Annotated in this window: 18 protein-coding genes; 2 read left to right on the top strand and 16 right to left on the bottom strand. The window is 38.8% G+C overall.

Features of this window, described 5'->3' with window-relative positions:
* Nucleotides 1–238: 238 nt before the first annotated feature.
* Both B6F02_RS05635 and B6F02_RS05630 read left to right on the top strand, forming a co-directional pair.
* Nucleotides 239–1,039 (top strand): formate/nitrite transporter family protein, encoded by an 801-nt coding sequence (locus tag B6F02_RS05635; RefSeq protein ID WP_080146395.1) that lies wholly within the window; start codon nt 239–241, stop codon nt 1,037–1,039.
* Between the two features lie 176 nt (nt 1,040–1,215).
* Entirely contained in the window at nt 1,216–2,418 is a 1,203-nt protein-coding gene (locus B6F02_RS05630; RefSeq protein WP_080146394.1) for a cation:proton antiporter, read from the top strand.
* Nucleotides 2,419–2,472: 54 nt separating this feature from the next.
* Here B6F02_RS05630 and dtd read toward each other — a convergent pair whose 3' ends face one another.
* The 16 genes from dtd to infB all read right to left on the bottom strand — a co-directional run bounded on the left by dtd (nt 2,473) and on the right by infB (nt 21,491).
* Nucleotides 2,473–2,919: a D-aminoacyl-tRNA deacylase gene (dtd, locus tag B6F02_RS05625; protein ID WP_080146393.1), complete on the bottom strand. Its 447-nt coding sequence runs from the start codon at nt 2,917–2,919 to the stop codon at nt 2,473–2,475.
* Between the two features lie 43 nt (nt 2,920–2,962).
* A complete protein-coding gene (locus B6F02_RS05620) occupies nt 2,963–5,173 on the bottom strand; it encodes a RelA/SpoT family protein (RefSeq protein WP_080146392.1) in 2,211 nt (736 codons plus the stop codon).
* 185 nt (nt 5,174–5,358) lie between these two features.
* Nucleotides 5,359–6,030, bottom strand: a complete 672-nt coding sequence (deoC, locus tag B6F02_RS05615; protein WP_080146391.1) for a deoxyribose-phosphate aldolase — start codon at nt 6,028–6,030, stop codon at nt 5,359–5,361.
* Between the two features lie 34 nt (nt 6,031–6,064).
* On the bottom strand, nt 6,065–7,018 hold the full coding sequence (gene prmA / locus B6F02_RS05610) for a 50S ribosomal protein L11 methyltransferase (RefSeq protein WP_080146390.1): 954 nt from the start codon (nt 7,016–7,018) through the stop codon (nt 6,065–6,067).
* Nucleotides 6,996–7,547 carry a DUF3013 family protein gene (locus B6F02_RS05605; RefSeq protein ID WP_179128529.1) on the bottom strand — a complete coding sequence of 184 codons (552 nt, stop codon included), beginning with the start codon at nt 7,545–7,547 and terminating at the stop codon, nt 6,996–6,998. The genes prmA and B6F02_RS05605 overlap by 23 nt, the downstream gene beginning before the upstream one ends.
* A 28-nt stretch (nt 7,548–7,575) precedes the next feature.
* Entirely contained in the window at nt 7,576–8,220 is a 645-nt protein-coding gene (locus B6F02_RS05600; RefSeq protein WP_080146388.1) for a DNA-3-methyladenine glycosylase, read from the bottom strand.
* A gap of 67 nt (nt 8,221–8,287) precedes the next feature.
* Nucleotides 8,288–9,562, bottom strand: a complete 1,275-nt coding sequence (locus B6F02_RS05595; protein WP_080146387.1) for an HlyC/CorC family transporter — start codon at nt 9,560–9,562, stop codon at nt 8,288–8,290.
* Between the two features lie 144 nt (nt 9,563–9,706).
* Complete coding sequence (gene lepA / locus B6F02_RS05590) at nt 9,707–11,530, bottom strand: translation elongation factor 4 (RefSeq protein ID WP_080146386.1); 1,824 nt, start codon at nt 11,528–11,530, stop codon at nt 9,707–9,709.
* A 134-nt stretch (nt 11,531–11,664) separates the two neighbouring features.
* Nucleotides 11,665–12,822, bottom strand: coding sequence for a molecular chaperone DnaJ (dnaJ, locus tag B6F02_RS05585; RefSeq protein ID WP_080146385.1), 1,158 nt, complete (start codon nt 12,820–12,822; stop codon nt 11,665–11,667).
* 161 nt (nt 12,823–12,983) lie between these two features.
* A complete protein-coding gene (dnaK, locus tag B6F02_RS05580; protein WP_080146384.1) occupies nt 12,984–14,819 on the bottom strand; it encodes a molecular chaperone DnaK in 1,836 nt (611 codons plus the stop codon).
* A 52-nt stretch (nt 14,820–14,871) separates the two neighbouring features.
* On the bottom strand, nt 14,872–15,435 hold the full coding sequence (gene grpE / locus B6F02_RS05575) for a nucleotide exchange factor GrpE (RefSeq protein ID WP_080146383.1): 564 nt from the start codon (nt 15,433–15,435) through the stop codon (nt 14,872–14,874).
* Nucleotides 15,436–15,489: 54 nt separating this feature from the next.
* Nucleotides 15,490–16,518: a heat-inducible transcriptional repressor HrcA gene (hrcA, locus tag B6F02_RS05570; protein ID WP_080146382.1), complete on the bottom strand. Its 1,029-nt coding sequence runs from the start codon at nt 16,516–16,518 to the stop codon at nt 15,490–15,492.
* Nucleotides 16,519–16,671: 153 nt separating this feature from the next.
* Complete coding sequence (gene ribF / locus B6F02_RS05565) at nt 16,672–17,631, bottom strand: riboflavin biosynthesis protein RibF (RefSeq protein WP_080146381.1); 960 nt, start codon at nt 17,629–17,631, stop codon at nt 16,672–16,674.
* 8 nt (nt 17,632–17,639) lie between these two features.
* On the bottom strand, nt 17,640–18,548 hold the full coding sequence (gene truB, locus B6F02_RS05560; RefSeq protein ID WP_080146380.1) for a tRNA pseudouridine(55) synthase TruB: 909 nt from the start codon (nt 18,546–18,548) through the stop codon (nt 17,640–17,642).
* 156 nt (nt 18,549–18,704) lie between these two features.
* Nucleotides 18,705–19,055 carry a 30S ribosome-binding factor RbfA gene (rbfA, locus tag B6F02_RS05555; RefSeq protein WP_080146379.1) on the bottom strand — a complete coding sequence of 117 codons (351 nt, stop codon included), beginning with the start codon at nt 19,053–19,055 and terminating at the stop codon, nt 18,705–18,707.
* A gap of 84 nt (nt 19,056–19,139) precedes the next feature.
* A complete protein-coding gene (gene infB / locus B6F02_RS05550) occupies nt 19,140–21,491 on the bottom strand; it encodes a translation initiation factor IF-2 (protein ID WP_080146378.1) in 2,352 nt (783 codons plus the stop codon).
* Nucleotides 21,492–21,497: the final 6 nt, after the last annotated feature.

Raw genomic sequence — 21,497 nt, 5'->3', positions numbered from 1 at the left:
TTTTTTTGTTGCGCAATCTTTTTAATTTCGCTTTTTTCAAAGAAATATTTGCAAAGATTTTCCAGTTTTACTTATCTTTCAAAGTCATTTATAAAGTAATGTTCTTTTCAAAAGTATGCGTTTTATTCAGTATGTTCATATTTTATTAATAATATTTTGAAAATACCTATTTTAAAAAGCTGAATAACATGATAAGATGTGTACATTGTGTATGAATTAACAAGAAGGATGGGTTTTAATGGATGCAAATTATCAAGGTCTTTTTTACGCAATTGAGAAAAGTATAGAAAAGAAAAAGCAATTATTCGACTCAAGTTTGGTTCGTTATGCTGTACGTGCCATGCTGGCTACTTTATTTCTGACTTTAGGAACAGCAATTGCTGTTATCACGGCTCAGGCTGCAGAAAAAGTTGTACACGGATCTGGAAAATTTTTATATTCTTTCATGTTCAGCTGGTCACTAGTTATGATTATTTATATGAATGCGGAACTTGGAACATCTAATATGATGTATACAACTGTTGCAGTCCATCGCAAACTGTTAACTGTAAGAAAAGCATCAGCTATTCTATTTGCTTGCCTTCTTTTTAACTTAATCGGAGGTACACTGGCAAGTTACCTTGTTTCGCTGACTTCAGTCTTTCAGGACCTGCCGGCTGATCACTTTTTATTTACAGCCATTGAAGGAAAACTGGCTAAATCTCCTGTTCAAATCTTCACTGAAGGAATCTTTGCCAATGTTATCGTTAATACGGCTGTTTATTGTACTATTCGAATGAAAGATGATGCTGGAAAAGTTATTGCAATGATTTTTATAATATTTATATTTGCTTTTTTAGGGTTTGAACACGTTATTGCAAACTTTGCTTCTTTCCCATTGGCTTTTTTCACCTCCACCAGTTCAATAGCTGGTATGACAGGATCAGCAGTTGCGATAAACTGGATTCTAGCTGCACTAGGAAATTTTGCAGGCGGAGGACTTATAATTGGTCTCACCTACTCATGGTTGAATAAGGGGAACCACAATTATCTTGATTAAACCATTAATCTGTTCCTAAATAACTGCATGAAGACCAGAGACTTACAGCTCTGATTTTCATGCTTTTTATGTTCCCTTTACGTCAATAAAGCTTTTAGAAAAGCGATTTTCTTTAATATTTTTTGGTTCTTTGTTATTGTTAAAGAAACGGTTTTATTTAGAAGGTAGGCAATAACATGGAATTAATTAATCAACTTCTGATCCTCTTACTGATCAGTGTGGTCATCTTTACGATTGATGTAAAGCAAGAATATTTTCCTGTTCCGGTAGTATTGGTATTGATAGGAATCGCACTGTCATTTATCTCCTTGTTTTCAGGATTTACTGCTGAGAGGGAAGTTTTGTATGAAATTTTCATACCCGGTCTGCTTTTTGTTTCAGCTTATCAATTCTCTGCACGAGCATTTAAAAGGAACGCTTGGCTTATCATTACGTTAAGTACAATCGGAATGGTTGGTACAGTATTTTTATTGGCGGCAGGAATTTACTGGGCTACAGCTTTATTCTACCCATTGTCTTGGAATCTTTCGCTCTTGCTTTCAGCAATTCTCGTTCCTACAGATCCCATATCTGTCGTTTCCATTTTGAAACACAGTTCAGGACCGAATGATCTGGCTGATATATTAGAAGGCGAGTCGATGCTGAATGATGGTACCAGTATCGTTATCTTTACGATAATTTTAGGGATGGTAGAATCAGGATCCAGCTTCTCCACTCTTGAATTTTTGGCAAGCTTTGGTTATGTTTCCTTAGGTGGAGTCGGTATGGGGCTCGTATTTGGCTGGATTCTCAGCCATGCAATTTACATTACGGCTCACCGTGACTACCAAGTAATGCTCAGTGTTTTAGTAGCTTATGGAAGTTTTATGCTGGCAGAACATTTCGGATTTTCCGGTGTACTTGCAACGGTTGTAACCGGAATCTCATTATCGTTTACTTTCTTGAAGGAAAACGTCAGAGAAATAGAATTCAGAAAAGCCTTGGGTGGTTTCTGGAATGTCGTCAATCCGATTTTAAGTTCAATTCTTTTCCTATTTATCGGTATACAAGCAGCCCCTTATCTGGATTTTGGATACTGGCACTTAGCTTTCATTATTTTCGCATTATCTGTGGTTGCACGATTTATTATTTTAGGTGGATCACTTTTTGCTGTTCCAAAATGGCGTAAAAAATTCAGCCACTTCTTATCTATTTTAATATTATTATCTTGGTCAGGTATTAAAGGGTCTATGTCAGTCGTACTTCTGCTTTGGACAGTAGACAGTCCAGTTAAAAATCTCGAACTGTTTATCTCTTTAGGTTTCGCTTCAATTTTGATTTCCTTTGTACTCCAAAGTGCTGGAATTTACCCGCTTACCAAGCTTCTTCATAGAAAGTAACTGTAGACCAACTAAAAAAATAAGCTTCTAACTCTGTGGTCAGAAGCTTATTTTTTATTTATCTTTAGAATCAATAATGATTGTAACAGGTCCATCATTGATTAAAGAAACTTTCATATCTTCTCCAAACTGTCCGGTCTCTACTCTGATCCCTTCAGCCTCAAGACTGGTGTTGAATTTCTCATACAATGGTACTGCTAGATCAGGTTTAGCAGAACTTGTAAAACTTGGACGATTGCCTTTTTTAGTATCAGCATATAAAGTGAATTGAGAAATGGAAAGGATAGAACCTTTTACTTGATCAATCGAACGATTTATTTTTCCCTCTTCATCTTCGAAAATGCGCATTTTACTTACTTTCCGCACCAAGTACTCTACATCTGCTTCTGTATCTTCAAGCCCTACCCCGACAAGGATCATAAATCCTTTGCCTATAGCTCCAACTGTTTCTTGATTGATCTTTACCGATGCTTCTGAAACTCTTTGAATAACTAATCGCAATATACCCCTCCTGAACATCGCTCTATCCAATGAACCTGAATGATTATGATGTAATTCTCTTCACTGAATATACATCCGGAATTGATTTAACTTTATCGACGATCTTTTCAAGTTCGATAAGATTCTGAATTCCTATGGTCAAGCGTATAATAGCCATCTTGTTATGATCGATTTTACCATTCACATTGCTGAGCTGGCTTGTCTGAGAATTAATGACCTGCAAAATCTCATTCAATAGACCAGATCGGTCATAGCCTTGAACTTGAAGTTCAGCATTATAAGATTTCTCTGTTCCGGCAGATTCCCATTCGACATCGATCAAACGTTCTTCCACACCTTCAGAAGCGTGGACATTTGCACAATCTCGGCGGTGAATTGAAACGCCTCGTCCCCGGGTAATGTATCCGACAATATCATCACCAGGTACCGGATTACAGCATTTGCTCAATCGAACAAGCAGATTGTCAGCACCTTGAATGACAACGCCGCCTTCATGCTTGATTTTCATTTTTTCAGGTTCTTTTTTCTTTTTAAGCTCAATGGACTGATTGGCATCGAACTGAAGCTCTTTTTCTTCTTTTTGTTTTCTTTCTTTTTCTGTCAGTTTGTTCGCTACACTTACAACTTTGACTTCTCCAAAGCCTATTGAAGCATAGAGATCTTCACTGTTTTGATAATTGAATCGTTTGGTTACTTTTTGAACGTTATCTTTTTTTAGAATTTCTTTTGGATTAAAACCCATTTCCTGAATCTGTTTTTCAAGAATCTCTTTGCCGCGTTCAATATTCTGCTCTTTTTCCTGAGTCTTAAAGAATCGTTTGATTTTGTTTTTTGCTTTAGACGTATTCACATAATTCAGCCAGTCTCTGCTGGGACCAAAAGAACTAGAAGAAGTCAGCATTTCTACAATATCGCCTGTTTTCAGTTTATAGTTCAAAGGGACGATCTTGCCATTGACTTTAGCACCCATTGACTTGTTTCCTACTTCTGTATGGACATGGAAGGCAAAATCAAGCGTACTGGAACCTGAGGGCAACTCCATTACATCACCTTTTGGACTAAAAACATATACTTTGTCCTTGAAGATGTCTTGTTTAATTGAATCCATAAAATCACTGGCATTACTGGATTCACTTTGCAATTCTAAAATATCTCTAAACCATGAGATATGTTCAGACAAGTCATCGTTGGCGACTTTCTCTGTAACGCCTTCTTTGTAAGCCCAATGTGCTGCAACTCCATATTCAGCAACCTCATGCATTTTATAAGTCCTGATCTGCACTTCAAGCGGTGTTGCATTCGGACCTAATACAGTCGTATGAAGAGACTGATACATATTAGCTTTAGGCATGGCAATATAATCTTTGAAACGACCCGGCATAGGTTTCCATCTAGTATGAATGGCTCCTAATACCCCATAACAGTCTTTGATTGAGTCTACTATAACGCGAATGGCCAGCAGATCATAGATTTCATTAAACTGCTTTTTTTGTCCTTTCATTTTTTTATAAATAGAATAAATATGTTTTGGACGACCTGTTATATTCGCCTCAATTTCCAGCTCTTCAACCGACTCATTGATAGCTTTCTTAGCATCCTCAATATATCGTTCTCTATCTTCTCTTCTTGAGTTCATCAAGTGAACGATCCGGTAATATTGTTGAGGATTCATATATCTCAATGAAATATCTTCCAGCTCCCACTTGATTCGGCTGATCCCTAAACGATCTGCCAGAGGAGCATAAATTTCTAATGTTTCTTTAGCAATATCCCGCTGCTTTTCAGGACGATGATGCTTTAATGTCCGCATATTGTGAACACGGTCAGCTAATTTAACCAAAACTACACGCACATCTTGTGCCATTGCTAACAACATTTTACGATGATTTTCAGCTTGATGTTCTTGTTTTGATTTAAATTTGATTTTTCCCAGTTTAGTGACACCATCTACCAGATCTGCTACTTCAGGGGTGAAAATGGTCGCTATATCTTCATAGGTATAGTCTGTGTCTTCGATTACATCATGAAGAAATCCAGTAGCAACAGTTACTGGATCCATTTTTAAATCTGCTAGAATCCCAGCTACTTGCACAGGATGCATGATATAAGCTTCGCCTGATTTGCGTATCTGCCCTCTGTGCGCTTCTTCCGCTAAATCATAGGCCCTCTTTACGAACGTAACATGCTTGCTGTTCATGTACGTTAAGCAGAGCGCAATGACTTCTTGAGGAGTATAGTCTTTTTTTTGTGACATAAGTCCTACCTTCTTTTCTCATGATCTTTCCTTAATCGAATGATCTATTACTTGGATTTTTAATTTTACTGAGCATATTAGAATGAATGTTATAATAAAACCAGCACTGTAAAGTGCTGGTTCTCAAATATATTATAACGCGTTTACAGCTATCTTTCAACTAAGGGAAGAAACTATGCTGACTTTTAGTAAGAGTCAGTTCCTTCTTCTCCTGCTATTAATGCAACACCATTCGATGTGCCGATTCTAGTAGCACCTGCTGCAATCATAGCTTCAGCATCAGCAAATGTTCTTACACCGCCAGATGCTTTAACGCCCATGTCAGGACCTACTGCTGAACGCATTAATTTAACATCTTCAACTGTAGCGCCGCCTGTAGAGAATCCGGTAGATGTTTTAACAAAATCTGCTCCTGCTCGTTTGGCAATTTCGCATGCACGTATCTTTTCATTATGGTCCAACAAAGCCGTTTCAATAATGACTTTAACCAGCGCTTTCTTTTCAGCTGCTTTAACTACTGCACGAATGTCATCATGAACAAGCGCAAAATCTTCACTCTTCATTGCGCCGATGTTAATGACCATATCCACTTCATCAGCACCATCTTCAATAGCCTTTTTAGTTTCAGCTACTTTGACGGCTGTTGTATTCGCTCCTAAAGGAAACCCAATAACGGTACAAGTGTTTACTTCCGTGTCGCTTAAAAGATCAGATACATAAGAAACCCAAGTAGGATTCACACAGACTGCTTTAAACTGATTTTCCTTAGCATCCAAACAAGCTTGCTGAATATCCAAATCTGTTGACTCTGGTTTTAATACGGTATGATCAATATAGTTCTTCAAATTTTCTACCATTTAAATTCCTTCTCTCTATTTACTTAATAATCCTTTATTCATCTTCTTCAGGTTTACGAGCCAAAATTGCAATCCAATCACTCATTTGATGAATCTGCTCAATTTCAAAACCGCTTTTTTTCAAACTATCCAGAACAGTTTCTTTTTTCTCTATAATAATACCGGATGATAAGAAAAGTCCACCGGGTTTTAGATTTTTATATGCATCTGGTACAAGCATTAAGATAATCTCTGCTAAAATATTAGCAACGATCATATCAGCCTGAACATTGACGCCATTTAAAAGATTATTCGGCTTGATGGCAATCTCTGCATCCAACTGATTCAAATTTACATTGTCTAAAGCTGACTTGACAGCTACATCATCCAAGTCATAAGCATCAATGGAAGAAGCACCAAGCAAGGCACTAGCTATAGTCAACACCCCGGAACCTGTTCCAACATCTAAAACATATTCGCCGCCTCTTAAATTACTCTCTAAAGCTTGCAAGCATAGTTTAGTTGTAGGATGTGTACCTGTACCAAAAGCCAGGCCCGGATCAAGATAGATGATTTTTTCTTCATCATGTTGTTTCTCATAGTCTTCCCACTGCGGGACAATCGTCATATAACGAGTGACAGGTACTGGATGATAATGCTTTTTCCATGCGTTTGCCCATTCTTCTTCTATGACGTCTTCTGTTTCAACTTTGAAGTCCTGAATATCCAGATCAAATGCTTTTAATGCTTCAATCCTTTCAACCAATACTTCTCTTGTCTTGTTTTCTGCAGGTTCTTCATAAAAATACCCTTTGATCAATACACCGTCAACTGGAAAATCGTTTTCATCCAAAGCCCATAGTGTATCAAATCCATATTCAGGCAGCGTCAGAAAATCTTTTCTATCTGAAACTGAAACTCCTGAAGATCCGAGTTCTAGTAATATATTAGATACTGCCTCTGTTGCTTCTCGATTAATATGGATATTATATTCTTTCCACTCCGCCATTCGATTCATCCTTTTTAATTTGATCGAAAAATGATTCTTCTTCATCTAATTTCAACTGAACCTTTTCGTCATTATAGCGATCTAATGTTTTGAGTGTCTGGATTGTACTTTCAAGATGATGGTCACTCCAGATCAATCTAAATTCTCCTGTAACATCATCAGTTGCAAACTTTTCCAGATCCGACATTCCTTGTTCTACGACAATAGTCAATTGCTTAAGCACAGCTTCAATCAACCCTTTTTCGACACCAGTATGACTGTTTACTGATATCGCTGTAAGGTAGCTCTGCGGTTTCACATGTGCATATGCAGGATCATAGAAGCAGATGACGTCTTCAAACTGTATTGATCCCGGACGATTTGATTGCCCGATAACATCTTGTACTTGAAGAGATTCGCTCACTTTAACATTAAAGGTTACATAGACTTCTACTAGTCTTTTTTTAGTATCTTTTTTTACTTTCCACTGAAAAGACGGGTAGATCGCCTTTAGTTCATCATCTAAATAACTCGCAAGGTCCTGTTTCAAAAGAGATCCTCCTCTAATATTCAATAATTTATTTTACCATAGTTCTCCATCCGTTATCCATGGTAACCTTTCCTCGTTTTCTTGAAACATAAGGATTTCCACTGACTGTATACCTCAACGCCGCTTCTGTCCATTCTCCTTTATTCGGTATTCCGATTCTCGGAGTAGCCTCTACTCTGACAGGATCACGTTTCAACTCTGGGTCCAAATAAAGCGGTTTATTAAAAACATCTTCTCCATTCTGATCCATTGTAATGTTGAAAGCTTTGGTCAGCTTACCAGGACCATTTGTTAAATCTACGCCTTGTTTCTGACGGTATAACTCCATTAAATCTTTACCTTCATAAGGCTCGACCGCTCTGATTAATACTGCATGGGGCGTTCCTTCTTCCTGGGTCACTACATTTAATAGATGATGCGTGTGCATCTGATAAATATAAATCGTTCCTGCCTGTTCATACATTGAAAGAACTTTCGGGGTTTTTCTTCCTCGATAAGTATGCGCTGCTGCATCTTCAGCTCCTAGATAAGCTTCTGTCTCTACAATCCAGCCTGAAATCCTGCCTACTGGCGTTTCATGAACAAGGAGCTTACCTAGTAACAACTGAGCAGCTTCTTCTGTTGTTTTACTTGTATCTATAATTTCCTGTATCACTATTATTTCATCCTTCATTTTTGCTTCTTATCTCTATTATGGTAAAGAAAAAGCATGTTGACAATCAACATGCTTGACTCTTGACTTATTCTTCAATATTTGTATGCAGACGATCTACTTTGATCTCAATAACCCGTCTGTTTTTTACTTCAATTACTTCTACTTGCATATTTTCATACTCAAATAGGTCACCTTCATCAGGTACACGATTCAATTCTTCAATCACAAACCCGCTGACTGTATTGGAGATAAAATCATCAGAATGATCTAAATAGAATAAATCAAATAATTTATCCAGCTTAGCAGCTCCCTTGATTCTATACGTCTGTTCTGGAACAACTTCAACAATTTCTTCTTCAATAATATCAGACTCATCCCAGATTTCTCCAACTAGCTCTTCAAGGACATCTTCCATCGTTGCAATTCCTACTGTTCCACCATGCTCATCAGTTACGACCGCCATATGCGTTTTTTTCAGCTGCATTGTTCTTAATAAGCGCGATAAATTCATCACAGGTGGAACAAAAATCACTTCTTTTATAATGGTTAGAATCGAAGCCTCTTTACCTGTCCGCTGTTTCGTTTTCAAGTAGCGATTGAAGTCTTTTTCATGAAGAATCCCTACAATGTTATCAATAGTGTCGTCATAAACGATCAGTCTAGAAAAGTTATGTGTGCTGAATAACTCATCAATTTTACTATCTTCTTCATTTACATCACAGGCTACTACATCCACACGCGGCATTAGTATCTTTGAGACTTCCAAATCATCAAATTCAATTGCACTGCGTACCAGTCTGTGCTCATGATCTTCAATACTTCCGCCCATTTCGGCTTGATCAACAATAGAGAGCAACTCATCTTCACTGATTGTCTCATAGGTATCAAAGTTGAAAACTTTATCTAACAACATACGCCATCTTTCAAAAAACCAGATAGCTGGCTTGAATAAGTTCATCAACACGTAAATAACGGGTGTTGAGAACTTGGCGATCGTCTCAGATTTTTCTTTTGCAATTGTTTTAGGTGTGATTTCTCCAAAAATCAAAACAATAACTGTAATGACAATTGTAGCAATTGTTGCACCATACGTCGGAAACCACCCTACAAAAAGCAGCGTAGCAATTGCAGATGTCGCAATATTGACAATATTGTTCCCTATTAAAATCGTAGATAATACAGCATCAAAGTTATCGGCTAGATTCAAGGTTCTCTTCGCCTGTTTACTCCCGTTTTCAGCCTCGTTTTTTAATCTGATTCGGTTCGCTGAAGTAAATGCAGTCTCCGAAGATGAAAAATAAGCTGATAACAATATTAATACAATTAAAAGTACTATACTAGATAAATCTCCACTGTCCATTGAAATGGACTTCCCCCTTTGTGAGTATACTCATTACTGCTTATATAACAGCAGCAGTACGAAAAAAATTCAGCATGGAGAGTTTTAGACCCTCCATACTAATACTTTATATTTAAATTACTTAAGATTCACTCTATTGATTAACTACTCGTCATCCAAATTCAAAACTGCCATGAAGGCTTCCTGCGGGATCTCTACACTACCCACATTCTTCATTCGTTTCTTACCTTCTTTTTGTTTCTTAAGCAGTTTCTGACGACGGGTAACGTCACCACCGTACAGTTTAGCCGTAACATCTTTTCTGTAAGCTTTAACGGTTGTACGAGCAACAATATGCTGTCCAATTGCCGCTTGGATCGGAATCTCGAACTGCTGGCGCGGAATGGTTTCTTTCAACTGCTCAGCAACAGAGCGTCCTCTTCCATAAGAGAAGTCTTTATGAACGATGAAGCTCAAAGCATCAACCGTTTCTCCGTGAATCAGGATATCCATCTTCACTAAGTCGCTGGCTCTGTATCCAGCTTCTGAATAATCTAAGGAAGCATATCCTTTTGTGCTGGATTTTAGTCTGTCAAAGAAGTCATAAACAATTTCAGAAAGTGGAATAAAGTAAGAGATATTCACACGTACATCATCCAGATATTCCATTGTAATAAATTCTCCGCGTTTTCGCTGAGCAATTTCCATTACTGCACCAACATAATCATTTGGGACTGTAATGACCGCTTTTACATACGGCTCTTCGATAGATTCGATTTCTTGCGGTGACGGCATATCAGCCGGATTAGAAACTTCGACCATATCGCCATCCGTTTTATTTACATGATAAATAACAGAAGGCGCAGTTGTAATCAATTCAAGATTAAATTCTCTCTCAAGTCGTTCCTGGATAACATCCATATGAAGCATTCCCAGAAATCCGCATCTGAAACCAAATCCTAATGCTTGTGAAGTTTCTGCTTCATATTGCAAGGCTGCATCATTTAATTGCAATCTTTCTAAAGCTTCTCTTAAATCTTCATATTTTGAAGAATCCGTTGGATACATTCCACAGAAAACCATTGGATTCATCTGACGATAACCAGGCAGAGCTTTTGTTGTCGGATTATCAGCTAAAGTAATGGTATCCCCGACACGAGTATCGCGTACTGTCTTAATGTTAGCAGTAACAAATCCTACATCTCCTACCATCAGATAATCGCGAGAGATCGGTTTAGGTGAAAAAATACCTATATCTGTTACTTCAAATTTCTTTCCGTTACTCATTAGTTGAATGGTATCGCCTTTTCTTAATACACCATCCATTACTCGGATGTTCAAGACAACACCGCGATAAGCATCGTATGCTGAATCAAAAATCAGAGCCTGCAGCGGGTTATCGATATCACCTTCAGGGGCTGGTACTTTCTGTACGATTTCTTCTAAAATATCTTCAATACCAATACCTGATTTTGCACTAGCTAGTACTGCTTCACTGGCATCCAGTCCAATGATATCTTCAATTTCTGTACGTACTCGTTCAGGATCTGCAGCAGGCAAATCGATTTTATTGATAACCGGAAGAATTTCCAATTCGTTATCCAATGCTAAATACACATTTGCCAATGTCTGCGCTTCTACCCCTTGGGCAGCATCTACAACTAGGATTGCTCCTTCACAGGCAGCTAAACTTCTAGATACTTCATAGGTGAAATCGACATGTCCTGGAGTGTCGATCAAGTGAAGTATATATGTTTCTCCGTTTTTTGCTGTATATTGCAGTTCAACAGTGTTTAATTTAATTGTAATACCGCGTTCTCTTTCAAGATCCATTGAATCCAAAAGCTGAGCCTGCATTTCTCGATCTGCTACCGTATGAGTCAGTTGCAATATACGATCAGCCAAGGTAGATTTCCCGTGATCAATATGTGCAATGATCGAAAAGTTCCTGATCTGTTTTTGTCTCTTTCGAGCTTGATTTTTGTCCATTATATAAATCCTCATTCCTTCGTCTTCACAAACGTTCCTATCTATTATACCAACGATTAGAAAAGAGTACAATCTTATTCAAGGATAGATCATATAGTTAATAAGGAGATGACAAAATGCCATCTCCTTATCGATTATTTATGCTTATCTTTAAATGCATCTTTTACTTTTGAAAAAAATGAACCTTCTTCTTGTTCTTGCACTTCAGCATAGTTGCTGACCTCAGCAAATTTTCTCAATTGTTCGGCTTGAGCTTCAGTAATATTCTTCGGAATTTCTACGTTTATAGTGATATGCTGATCGCCATTTCCGGCTCCTCTGAGTCTTGGTGCTCCTTTTCCTCTTAAACGGAACGTTGTACCCGGTTGTGTTCCAGCTGGGATTTTGAATTTCACTTTCCCATGCACTGTGGGCACTTCAAGCTCATCTCCCAGAGCTGCTTGAACCATATTGATCGGCAGTTCCAGATAAATCTCTGGTCCCCGACGATCAAACTGTTTAGAAGCTGCGACTCTGAATACTACATAAAGGTCTCCATAAGGTCCGCCGTTTTTACCAGCATCTCCTTGATTTTGCAGACGCATTTGGTTGCCGTCTTCAACACCAGCAGGGACTGTTACTTTAACAGAGTGCTCTTCTTTTGTATGGCCAGATCCATGACAAACTTCACATTTCTCTTTGATTTCTTGTCCAGTACCATTACAGGTTGGGCAAACTTGCTGAGTCATAACTCGACCAAACGGTGTGTTTCGCTCTACATTGATTGCACCTGCTCCACCACATTGCGAACAGGTCTGTGGACTTGTTCCCGGTTTAGCACCGTCTCCACCACAGTTATTGCATTCTTCTTGTCTTCTATACTTGATTGTCGTCTCTTTACCGAAAATCGCCTCTTCAAAAGACAAATCCAGCACATACTGCAAATCTTCTCCTTGCATCGGTGCATTCGGGTTTCTTGAACGGCGTCCGCCGCCGCCGAAAAATTGTTCAAAGATATCTTCGAACCCGCCGCCAAAGCCGCCAGCTCCACCGAATCCGCCGCCGAAACCACCGGCACCAAAGTTTGGATCGGTAGAAGCATGACCATACTGGTCATACGCTGCTCTTTTTTGATCATCGCTTAATACTTCATAAGCTTCTGTAATTTTTTTGAACATTTCATCTGCATTAGGCTCGTCACTAATGTCCGGATGATACTTTTTTGATAATTTTCTGTAAGCTTTTTTGATTTCATCTTTTGAAGCGCCTTTAGAGACACCTAAAAGGTCATAAAAATCTTCTTTTTCTGGCATTCCAATCCTCCACACTTTCAATATTGCTAGATGTAAATTCTTCTCTTTGACTATACTATATTTAGAACAAAAAGCCAAAAGCGCTACGCTTTGGCTTTTTGTCTATGCATCTATACAGTTAGGGGTATAAACTTAATTGAAAGATATTTTTGATCTATCAATTATTTTTTATCGTCGTCAACTTCTTCAAATTCAGCATCTACAACATTATCGTCTGAAGATCCAGTTTGATCCGCTTCTTGTCCTTGTGCTTCTGCCTGCTGTGCTGCAGCTTGTTCATAAAGCTTCACTGACATTTCTTGAACGACTTCACTTAAAGCATCTCTTTTTGCTTTGATTTCTTCAAGATCGTCATTTTCCAAAGCAGTTTTCAACTCGTCACGAGCTTCTTCTGCTTTTTTAACGTCAGCTTCATCAACTTTTCCTTCTAAATCTTTCAATGTTTTGTCGATTTGGAAGACTAATTGGTCTGCTTCATTGCGTACTTCAACTTCTTCTTTACGTTGTTTGTCCGCTTCAGCATTTTCTTCCGCTTCTTTTACCATACGTTCGATTTCATCATCAGAAAGACCTGAAGAAGATTTGATCGTAATATCTTGTGCTTTACCAGTGCCTAGATCTTTAGCAGAAACATTTACGATACCATTTTTATCGATGTCAAATTTAACTTCGATTTGTGGTACACCGCGTGGTGCTGGTGGAATATCCGTTAATTGGAAGCGTCCCAGAGTTTTATTATCTTTCGCCATCGGACGTTCACCTTGCAAGACATGTACATCAACGGCTGGCTGGTTATCAGCAGCTGTAGAGAATGTTTGAGACTTGCTTGTAGGGATTGTTGTATTGCGGTCGATCAGTTTAGTGAACACTCCGCCCATTGTTTCAATACCTAATGAAAGTGGTGTAACATCCAGCAAGACGATATCTTTAACATCACCTGAAATTACTCCACCTTGAATCGCTGCACCCATTGCAACCACTTCATCTGGGTTTACAGAACGGTTAGGTTCTTTGCCAGTTTCTCTTTTTACTGCTTCAACTACAGCTGGAATACGAGTAGATCCGCCGACTAAGATAACTTGGTCGATATCAGATTGAGAAAGTCCAGCGTCTTTCAATGCTTGACGGACTGGTTGTTTCGTTCTTTCAACTAGGTCGTCAGTAATCTCGTCGAATTTAGCACGAGTTAATGTCATTTCTAAGTGTAACGGTCCAGCTTCTCCTGCACTGATGAATGGCAAGCTGATTTGAGTAGAAGAAACACCTGACAAGTCTTTTTTCGCTTTTTCAGCTGCATCTTTCAAACGTTGTAATGCCATTTTATCTTTAGAAAGATCAACACCGTTTTCTTTTTTGAATTCAGCTACTAGATAATCAATGATTTTTTCGTCAAAGTCATCTCCACCTAGTAAGTTGTCTCCAGCAGTAGACATAACTTCGAAGACTCCATCACCCAACTCAAGAATTGAAACGTCAAATGTTCCTCCGCCCAAGTCAAATACTAGGATTTTTTCATCTGTATCAACTTTGTCTAATCCGTAAGCCAAGGAAGCAGCTGTTGGTTCGTTCACGATACGGTCTACTTCCAAACCAGCGATTTTACCAGCATCTTTTGTTGCTTGACGTTGAGAGTCGTTAAAGTAAGCAGGAACAGTAATAACTGCATTCGTTACTTCTTCTCCAAGATAGTCTTCAGCATAAGCTTTTAAATGCTGCAAAATAAACGCTGAAACTTGTTGTGGAGAATACTCTTTTCCTTCTGCTTCAACTTTATAATCTTCACCCATATGGCGTTTGATTGAAATAACTGTGTTCGGGTTAGTGATAGCTTGACGCTTCGCTACTTCTCCAACTTGAATTTCTCCATCTTTGAAAGAAACGACTGAAGGTGTTGTACGGTTACCTTCTTTATTTGGAATGATTTTTGATTCTCCGCCTTCAAGAACTGCGACTGCAGAGTTAGTTGTTCCTAAGTCAATACCAATAATTTTACCCATGATATCCTCACCTTTGCTTCATAATTTTTTTTAAAATATTTACTAAATAGATTTATTGATAAACAGCTACTTTAGCTGCACGCAGAACTCTGTCATGCAATTTGTAGCCTTTTTCAAAGACTTGAGCGACTGTTCCGCTCTGCTGGTCGTTATCAGCCGGTACTTGAGTATAAGCTTCGTGGAAATTAGGATCGAATGGCTTTCCAGCCGCCTCGATGACTTCGACACCTTCTGCTTTTAGAGCTTGATTTAAGCTCTCAATAACCATTTCTACACCTTTTTTAAGATTTTTGCCGGCTTCATCACTTACTTCGATTGAAAGTGCTCGTTCCATATTATCCAGTGCAGGCAACAGCTGTTTTGCCAAATCTTGCGAACGATAGCGTGCTGCCTGCTCTCTGTCTCGCTGATTGCGTTTTTGAATGTTGGCTAATTCAGCTTGCAAGCGCAAGTAGCGGTCTTCCATTTCATTCAATTCACGCTTAGTACTATCAAGTTCATCGCTGACCGGATCTGTTTCAAGTACTTCTGCTTCTGCAGCAGCTTCTTCAACAATCGGATCAACAGATTGTTGTTGCTTATCTAATTCTTCTGGTTGTTCATGTTTCTCTGTCATACTAATCCCTCGCTTCTATCCGTTACTCTGTATTTATCTTTCCCTACTAGCTTGTTAATCTAAATAAAACCTCAGTAAAGTTTCTGATAATTGATTTCTGAAAGCCTCAAGCATCCCAAAAGTCTGATCATAAGGCATGCTGGTGGGTCCCAAAACTGCAATCATTCCTTCACCATGCCCGCCTACTCTATATGTGGCAGTGACTAAACTGAAGTTATCGAACAATTCATGATTTAATTCACTGCCGATCTTAACTTCAAATTCCTGCGTTGATTCATTTAGAATGCGATTCAGATTCAGTTCGTTATCCAGCAGCTCATATAGAGACTTCAATTTTTTTCTGTCCATATTGTCCGTAAAATCTAACAGGTTGGTCTTACCGGAAATATGGAGTCTTTCTTCTTGAGATTGTCCGAATATATCGTCAATTGTAATCAGCATACTTTTAGCTCTGGACGCATATTTGTCCACTAGGAGCGGGATATCTGTATGCAGCTTTTTGTACACTTCGTGCAGTGTGTACCCCACTAAGTGTTGATTAAAGATATTCGTAATTTTCTCAATATCAGTATCTTCTATATGACTGGGCATCTCAAAAACAGTGTTTTCGATAGCCCCTGTATCTGTCTGAATAATCGCCATGACCTGATTATTATTGAGCGGTACTAATCTAAATCCAGTCAATCTGCTGGTCTGGGCTTTAGGTCCAAGTACTAAAGCAGTATAGCTTGTCAATTGAGACAATAGCTGAGCTGATTGATGAAATAGATCGTCCATTTGCCGAACATGATGACCAAATACTTGATTGATCATCAGAATCTGTTCTTCTTCAACCTGTTTCGGACGAATCAAATGATCGACATAGAATCGATAACCTTTCAACGAAGGGATTCGACCAGACGAAGAGTGCGTCTTTTCAATAAACCCCATCTTTTCAAGATAACTCATTTCATTACGAATCGTTGCAGAACTCGCATCGATGTTCGTTTCATCTGCTATTTTTTTGGACCCTATGGGAAGGCTGGTTGATGTAAACAGCTTAATAATCGTTTCCAGAATAATCAACTGTCTCTTGGTCAACATGTGCATCATCTCCCTAAGCACGGTAGAGACATAACAATTTATTAGTGAACGGAGAAGTTTCTAAACTAATTTATCTATCTCCATTAAATTAGCACTCGAATTACACGAGTGCTAATACAACTATAATTTAACAAATGAGCTTGTTATTGTCAACTATAAAATCTGATTTATTTTGACCTTTGACAATACTTTTTCTGAATCAGTCTTATCCTGTTCTAATTGAGCGATCAACGCTTCTTTAGAGTCATATTTTTCTTCATTTCTTAAATATTTTACCCATTTGATGCGAACATTTTCACCGTAGATTTCCTGTTTAAAGTCAAACAAATTCACCTCTACAGAGATATTTTTCCGGTATCCAAAAGTTGGGTTATATCCGATGGAAGCCATTCCCTTGATCCATTCATCATTAACTTTCATCAGAACGGCATAAACACCGATTTTAGGCATAAAGACATCTGGATCGGATAAGACGTTGGCTGTCGGATAGCCTAGCGTTCTTCCTCTAGCATCACCATGAATCACAAAGCCGCTGGTTTCATAGATATGCCCCAGCAGTTTATTCGCTTCTGCCATTTTCCCATCTAATATAGCCTGACGAATCCGGGTAGAACTGACTTTGCTTTCTGCTTCGTTCTCGACATCAACTTTATAAATTTCAAAGCGGTTTTTAGCATATAAATGAAGATGATCCATATTGTCAGAAGCCTCTTTGCCATAGGTATAATCAAACCCGGCAACAACTGCTTTAGCGTTCCAGCCTGCGATATACTGATCCACAAAATCTTGCGGCGGAAGAGTTCCAAAAGCAGATGTGAATTCTACTTCATACAAAATATCAATACCAAAAGATGCTATCAGCTCTTCTTTTCTTTTAAGCGGTGTTAAATAAGAGTGATACTCTGGATCAAACCGACGGTAAACAAATGCAGGATGACGATTGAATGTCATCAAGGCAGATTTGATGCCTTTTTCTTTTGCCAGCTCTATCCCTTTTTTGATCACTTTTTGGTGTCCTCTATGCACCCCATCGAAAAAGCCAAGTATCAAAACGATATCTTCTTGTACGATTTCTGATGCACTATAAGGATGGTGTATTTTAATAATTTCCATTTGATCACCTACATTTCTGTTCTTAAAACTTTTACTGGTTTTATATATAATGGTTTTTTTGGGTGGGTGTTATAAATAGCAACGGCTTTATTCTGATAGTAGAACACCGCTGGGTAGTTAAGTTCTGCCGGCAGCAGTTCTTTTTCAATCAAAGAACCATTTTTTACATTTGACCACTCAGTATCGTTTAACGGATAGCTGGGAAAAACCTGCAGCGCAGACTCTAAAGGCTTCAATAAATCTTCTGGCGATTCAGATTCCTTCACTTGTTTCAAAGTAAGCGCCTCGGATGCTTTGTAGCCACCGCTTTCTGTTCGAACTAGATTCGACATATGAGCTGGAAATCCTAATTCTTTTCCAGTATCGACTGCCAGCGTGCGAATATACGTCCCTTTACTGCAACTGACCGTGAAAGTAAAAGAGGCCGTTTTTTTATCATGATCGTATTGCACCTCGGAAGTTCGCTGATAGCCATAGATTTGAACGTTTCTTGAGGGGCGTTCAACCGTTTTTCCTGCTCTTGCATATTCATATAATCGTCTGCCATTTACTTTTACAGCAGAATACATTGGAGGCGTCTGCGTGATTTCTCCTTCGAAAGAACTTATGACTTGATCAATCTCTTCTAAAGAAAAACAGTGCTCTACAGATTTTTGTTCTACCAATTCTCCAGAACTGTCTTCTGTAGAAGTTGAATATCCTAAAGTGATTTCACCTTCATACACTTTTCCGGATTCGACAAGATATTCCAGTACTTTTGTTGCTTTTCCGACTGCAATCGGTAAAACTCCTTCTACATCAGGATCTAAGGTTCCAGAGTGTCCGACTTTTTTAGTTCCAAGAATTTTTCTTAGTTTATATACGCAGTCATGACTGGTCATTCCTTTTTCTTTCCATAAAGGTAAAATACCTTCCACCTTGATTCCCCCTATTTTAAGCACATATAGTATAACATAACGGATTATGTATAGAGAGTAAACATGGAAAAAGAGAATCAATGTCTCAAAGACAATCGATTCTCTTTCTCCTCGGACCATTAAACAATGTGGATATGACCAGATTGATACGGTCGTTTACTCATCATTTTTGATTTGATTCAGCAAAGCATCGATATGGTTTCCATATGCTACGGATTGATCACGTTCAAAAAACAGTTCTGGTGTTTTGTGAATGGTTAATCGGCTGCCTAATTCTTTTCTGATCAGCCCTTTTGCTTTATCTAATCCTATCTGTGTTTCTTTGGACGTCTCTTCATCATCTTTCAGCGTACTGTAATACACTGTCGCCTGTTGAAGATCGCCTGTTACTTCTACATCCGTAATCGTGATCCCTTGAACTCTTGGATCTCTGACACGTTTTTGTAAAATGTCATTGACTTCTCTTTGAATTTCTTGGGAGACTCGTCCAACTCTATAATTTGGCATATTCGCTCACCTATCCTTTAATCTTTTTATGATGTGCATGCTCATCACCTCTTATGAAGGGTGATCAATACCATCATAATAAGATTATCTTTGAATTTCAACCATTTCGAATGCTTCAATTACATCATCAACTTTGATATCGTTATATCCTTCGATTGTAACACCACATTCATAACCGTTACGAACTTCTTTCGCGTCATCTTTAAATCGTTTAAGACTTGAAAGCTCTCCTTCGTATTGAACAATACCGTTCCGTACTAAACGGATAGAACTATTGCGTTTTATGACTCCGTCATTAACGAAACAACCGGCGATCGTCCCAACTTTAGAAACTGAGTACGTTTCACGAACAGTTGCTTGACCCGTTACTTGTTCTTCAAATTCAGGATCCAGCATACCAGTCATTGCTGCTTCGATTTCGTCAATTGCGTTATAGATAACGCGGTGAGTACGAATATCAACTTCTTCACGGTCTGCACTTTCTTTAGCTTGAACAGTCGGACGAACGTTGAATCCAATAATGATCGCAGAACTTGCTGATGCAAGAGTAACATCACTTTCATTGATTGCTCCAACACCCGTGTGAATGATGTTGACTTTCACACCTTCAACCTCAATCTTCTGCAAGCTTGAAGCCAATGCTTCAACAGAACCTTGAACGTCAGCTTTGATTATGACGTTTACTTCTTTCAGTTCGCCTTCTTCAAGACTTTCAAATAAGTTTTCAAGTGTTACTTTATTCGTTGTAGAACGTTTAGCTTCATTCGCTGCAGTTGCTCTTGATTCTCCAACCTGTCTGGCTGTTTTTTCATCTTCAAAGACGACGAAGCGATCTCCTGCTTGTGGTGCCATATTCAATCCAGTAATCTCTACTGGAGTAGAAGGTGATGCGGTTTTCACTCGACGGCCTTTATCATTGGTCATTGTACGAACACGTCCGAAAGTATTCCCAACAACGATTGGATCTCCTTGAGACAGTGTACCTTCTTGTACGAGCAATGTCGCGATCGGTCCTTTTGCTTTATCCAGTCTAGCTTCGATAACAGAGCCTAGAGCAGGACGTTTAGGATCTGCTTTAAGATCTTCTACTTCTGCTACTAATAGAATCATTTCCAGCAGCTCATCAAGATTTTTGTTGAATAATGCTGATATCTGAACGAAAATCGTGTCGCCGCCCCAGTCTTCTGGAATCAACTCATATTCTGTCAGCTCCTGCATTACACGATCAGGATTAGCACCTGGTTTGTCCACTTTATTGACCGCAACGATAATCGGTACTTCAGCAGCTTTTGCATGATTGATTGCTTCTACTGTCTGAGGCATTACACCATCATCAGCCGCTACAACAATAATTGCAATATCTGTAATGTCTGCACCGCGAGCACGCATTGTTGTAAAGGCAGCATGTCCGGGGGTATCAAGGAATGTGATTAACTTGCCGTTCTCTTCAACCTGATAAGCTCCGATATGCTGTGTGATGCCGCCTGCTTCGCCTTCAGTAACGTTTGTATGACGCAGCGTATCTAGTAAAGTAGTTTTACCATGGTCAACGTGTCCCATGATTGTTACAGTAGCAGGACGGTTGACTAAGTTTTCTTCAACAGCTTCTTGATCAAAGAAAGTATCGAAGTCTGTCAGATCCACTTGTACTTTTTCTTCTGTTTCCATACCATAGTCAGCTGCAAGCAGTTCAATCGTATCTTTATCTAATGATTGGTTCTGTGTTGCCGCAACCCCCATCATGAAAAGCTTTTTAACGATTTCAGCAGGTTCACGGTGAATTTTTTTAGCGATCTCAGCAACTGTATTGCCATCCGTGTATTCTAACACCTTTGGCAGTTCTCTTACCTTACGCGGTGTAGGTGTAGACTGAGATTGTTGGTTTTTCTTGCCTTTACGTTTTCTTCCGGCAGGTCCGCCATTAATTCCGCGGTGTTGACGAGAATTTCTTCTCTTCTTGTTTTGCTGGAATTGTTGTTTCTGCTGTTCGTCTGTAGTTCGTTTTTGAACTTGAGGCTCAGCAGTATTCGGTTGAGTCGGTTTCTTTTTACTGTTTGATTGACTTGGTTTATTTGGTTTATTTGCTGCTCGATTTTGAGATTGTATGTTGTTTTGTCCTTTACTGTTTTGAGATTTGCTCTGTCCTTTTTGATTCTGGTTCTGGTTTTGCGGACGTTTCTGAGCCGGTTTATGACTGGATTGCGGACGTTTGTCTTGTCCAGAAGAGGGTTGTTTAGGTCTTTCTGCCGGCTTAGTAGATGCTGAAGCTGGTTTAGAAGGACTGGATAAAGCTTTGTTGATGCGCTCTACATCATTGTCGTTCATTGTAGACATATGACTTTTATAGTCGATTCCAAGGCTATTTGCCGTTTCAATAACCTTTTTACTTTCAATGTTCTTTTCTTTTGCGAATTCATAGACGCGTTTTTTGCCCATGCAATC

Origin of the sequence: Marinilactibacillus piezotolerans, assembly GCF_900169305.1 — a bacterium.
Lineage (GTDB): Bacteria > Bacillota > Bacilli > Lactobacillales > Carnobacteriaceae_A > Marinilactibacillus > Marinilactibacillus piezotolerans_A.
This window is presented reverse-complemented; position numbering and strand designations above follow the sequence as displayed.

Coding starts and splice junctions, on each gene's coding strand:
- B6F02_RS05635 (WP_080146395.1), top strand. CDS start 239: ATGGATGCAAATTATCAAGGTCTTTTTTACGCAATTGAGAAAAGTATA.
- B6F02_RS05630 (WP_080146394.1), top strand. CDS start 1,216: ATGGAATTAATTAATCAACTTCTGATCCTCTTACTGATCAGTGTGGTC.
- B6F02_RS05620 (WP_080146392.1), bottom strand. CDS start 5,173: ATGTCACAAAAAAAAGACTATACTCCTCAAGAAGTCATTGCGCTCTGC.
- deoC (WP_080146391.1), bottom strand. CDS start 6,030: ATGGTAGAAAATTTGAAGAACTATATTGATCATACCGTATTAAAACCA.
- prmA (WP_080146390.1), bottom strand. CDS start 7,018: ATGGCGGAGTGGAAAGAATATAATATCCATATTAATCGAGAAGCAACA.
- B6F02_RS05600 (WP_080146388.1), bottom strand. CDS start 8,220: ATGAAGGATGAAATAATAGTGATACAGGAAATTATAGATACAAGTAAA.
- B6F02_RS05595 (WP_080146387.1), bottom strand. CDS start 9,562: ATGGACAGTGGAGATTTATCTAGTATAGTACTTTTAATTGTATTAATA.
- lepA (WP_080146386.1), bottom strand. CDS start 11,530: ATGGACAAAAATCAAGCTCGAAAGAGACAAAAACAGATCAGGAACTTT.
- dnaJ (WP_080146385.1), bottom strand. CDS start 12,822: ATGCCAGAAAAAGAAGATTTTTATGACCTTTTAGGTGTCTCTAAAGGC.
- dnaK (WP_080146384.1), bottom strand. CDS start 14,819: ATGGGTAAAATTATTGGTATTGACTTAGGAACAACTAACTCTGCAGTC.
- grpE (WP_080146383.1), bottom strand. CDS start 15,435: ATGACAGAGAAACATGAACAACCAGAAGAATTAGATAAGCAACAACAA.
- hrcA (WP_080146382.1), bottom strand. CDS start 16,518: ATGTTGACCAAGAGACAGTTGATTATTCTGGAAACGATTATTAAGCTG.
- ribF (WP_080146381.1), bottom strand. CDS start 17,631: ATGGAAATTATTAAAATACACCATCCTTATAGTGCATCAGAAATCGTA.
- rbfA (WP_080146379.1), bottom strand. CDS start 19,055: ATGCCAAATTATAGAGTTGGACGAGTCTCCCAAGAAATTCAAAGAGAA.
- infB (WP_080146378.1), bottom strand. CDS start 21,491: ATGGGCAAAAAACGCGTCTATGAATTCGCAAAAGAAAAGAACATTGAA.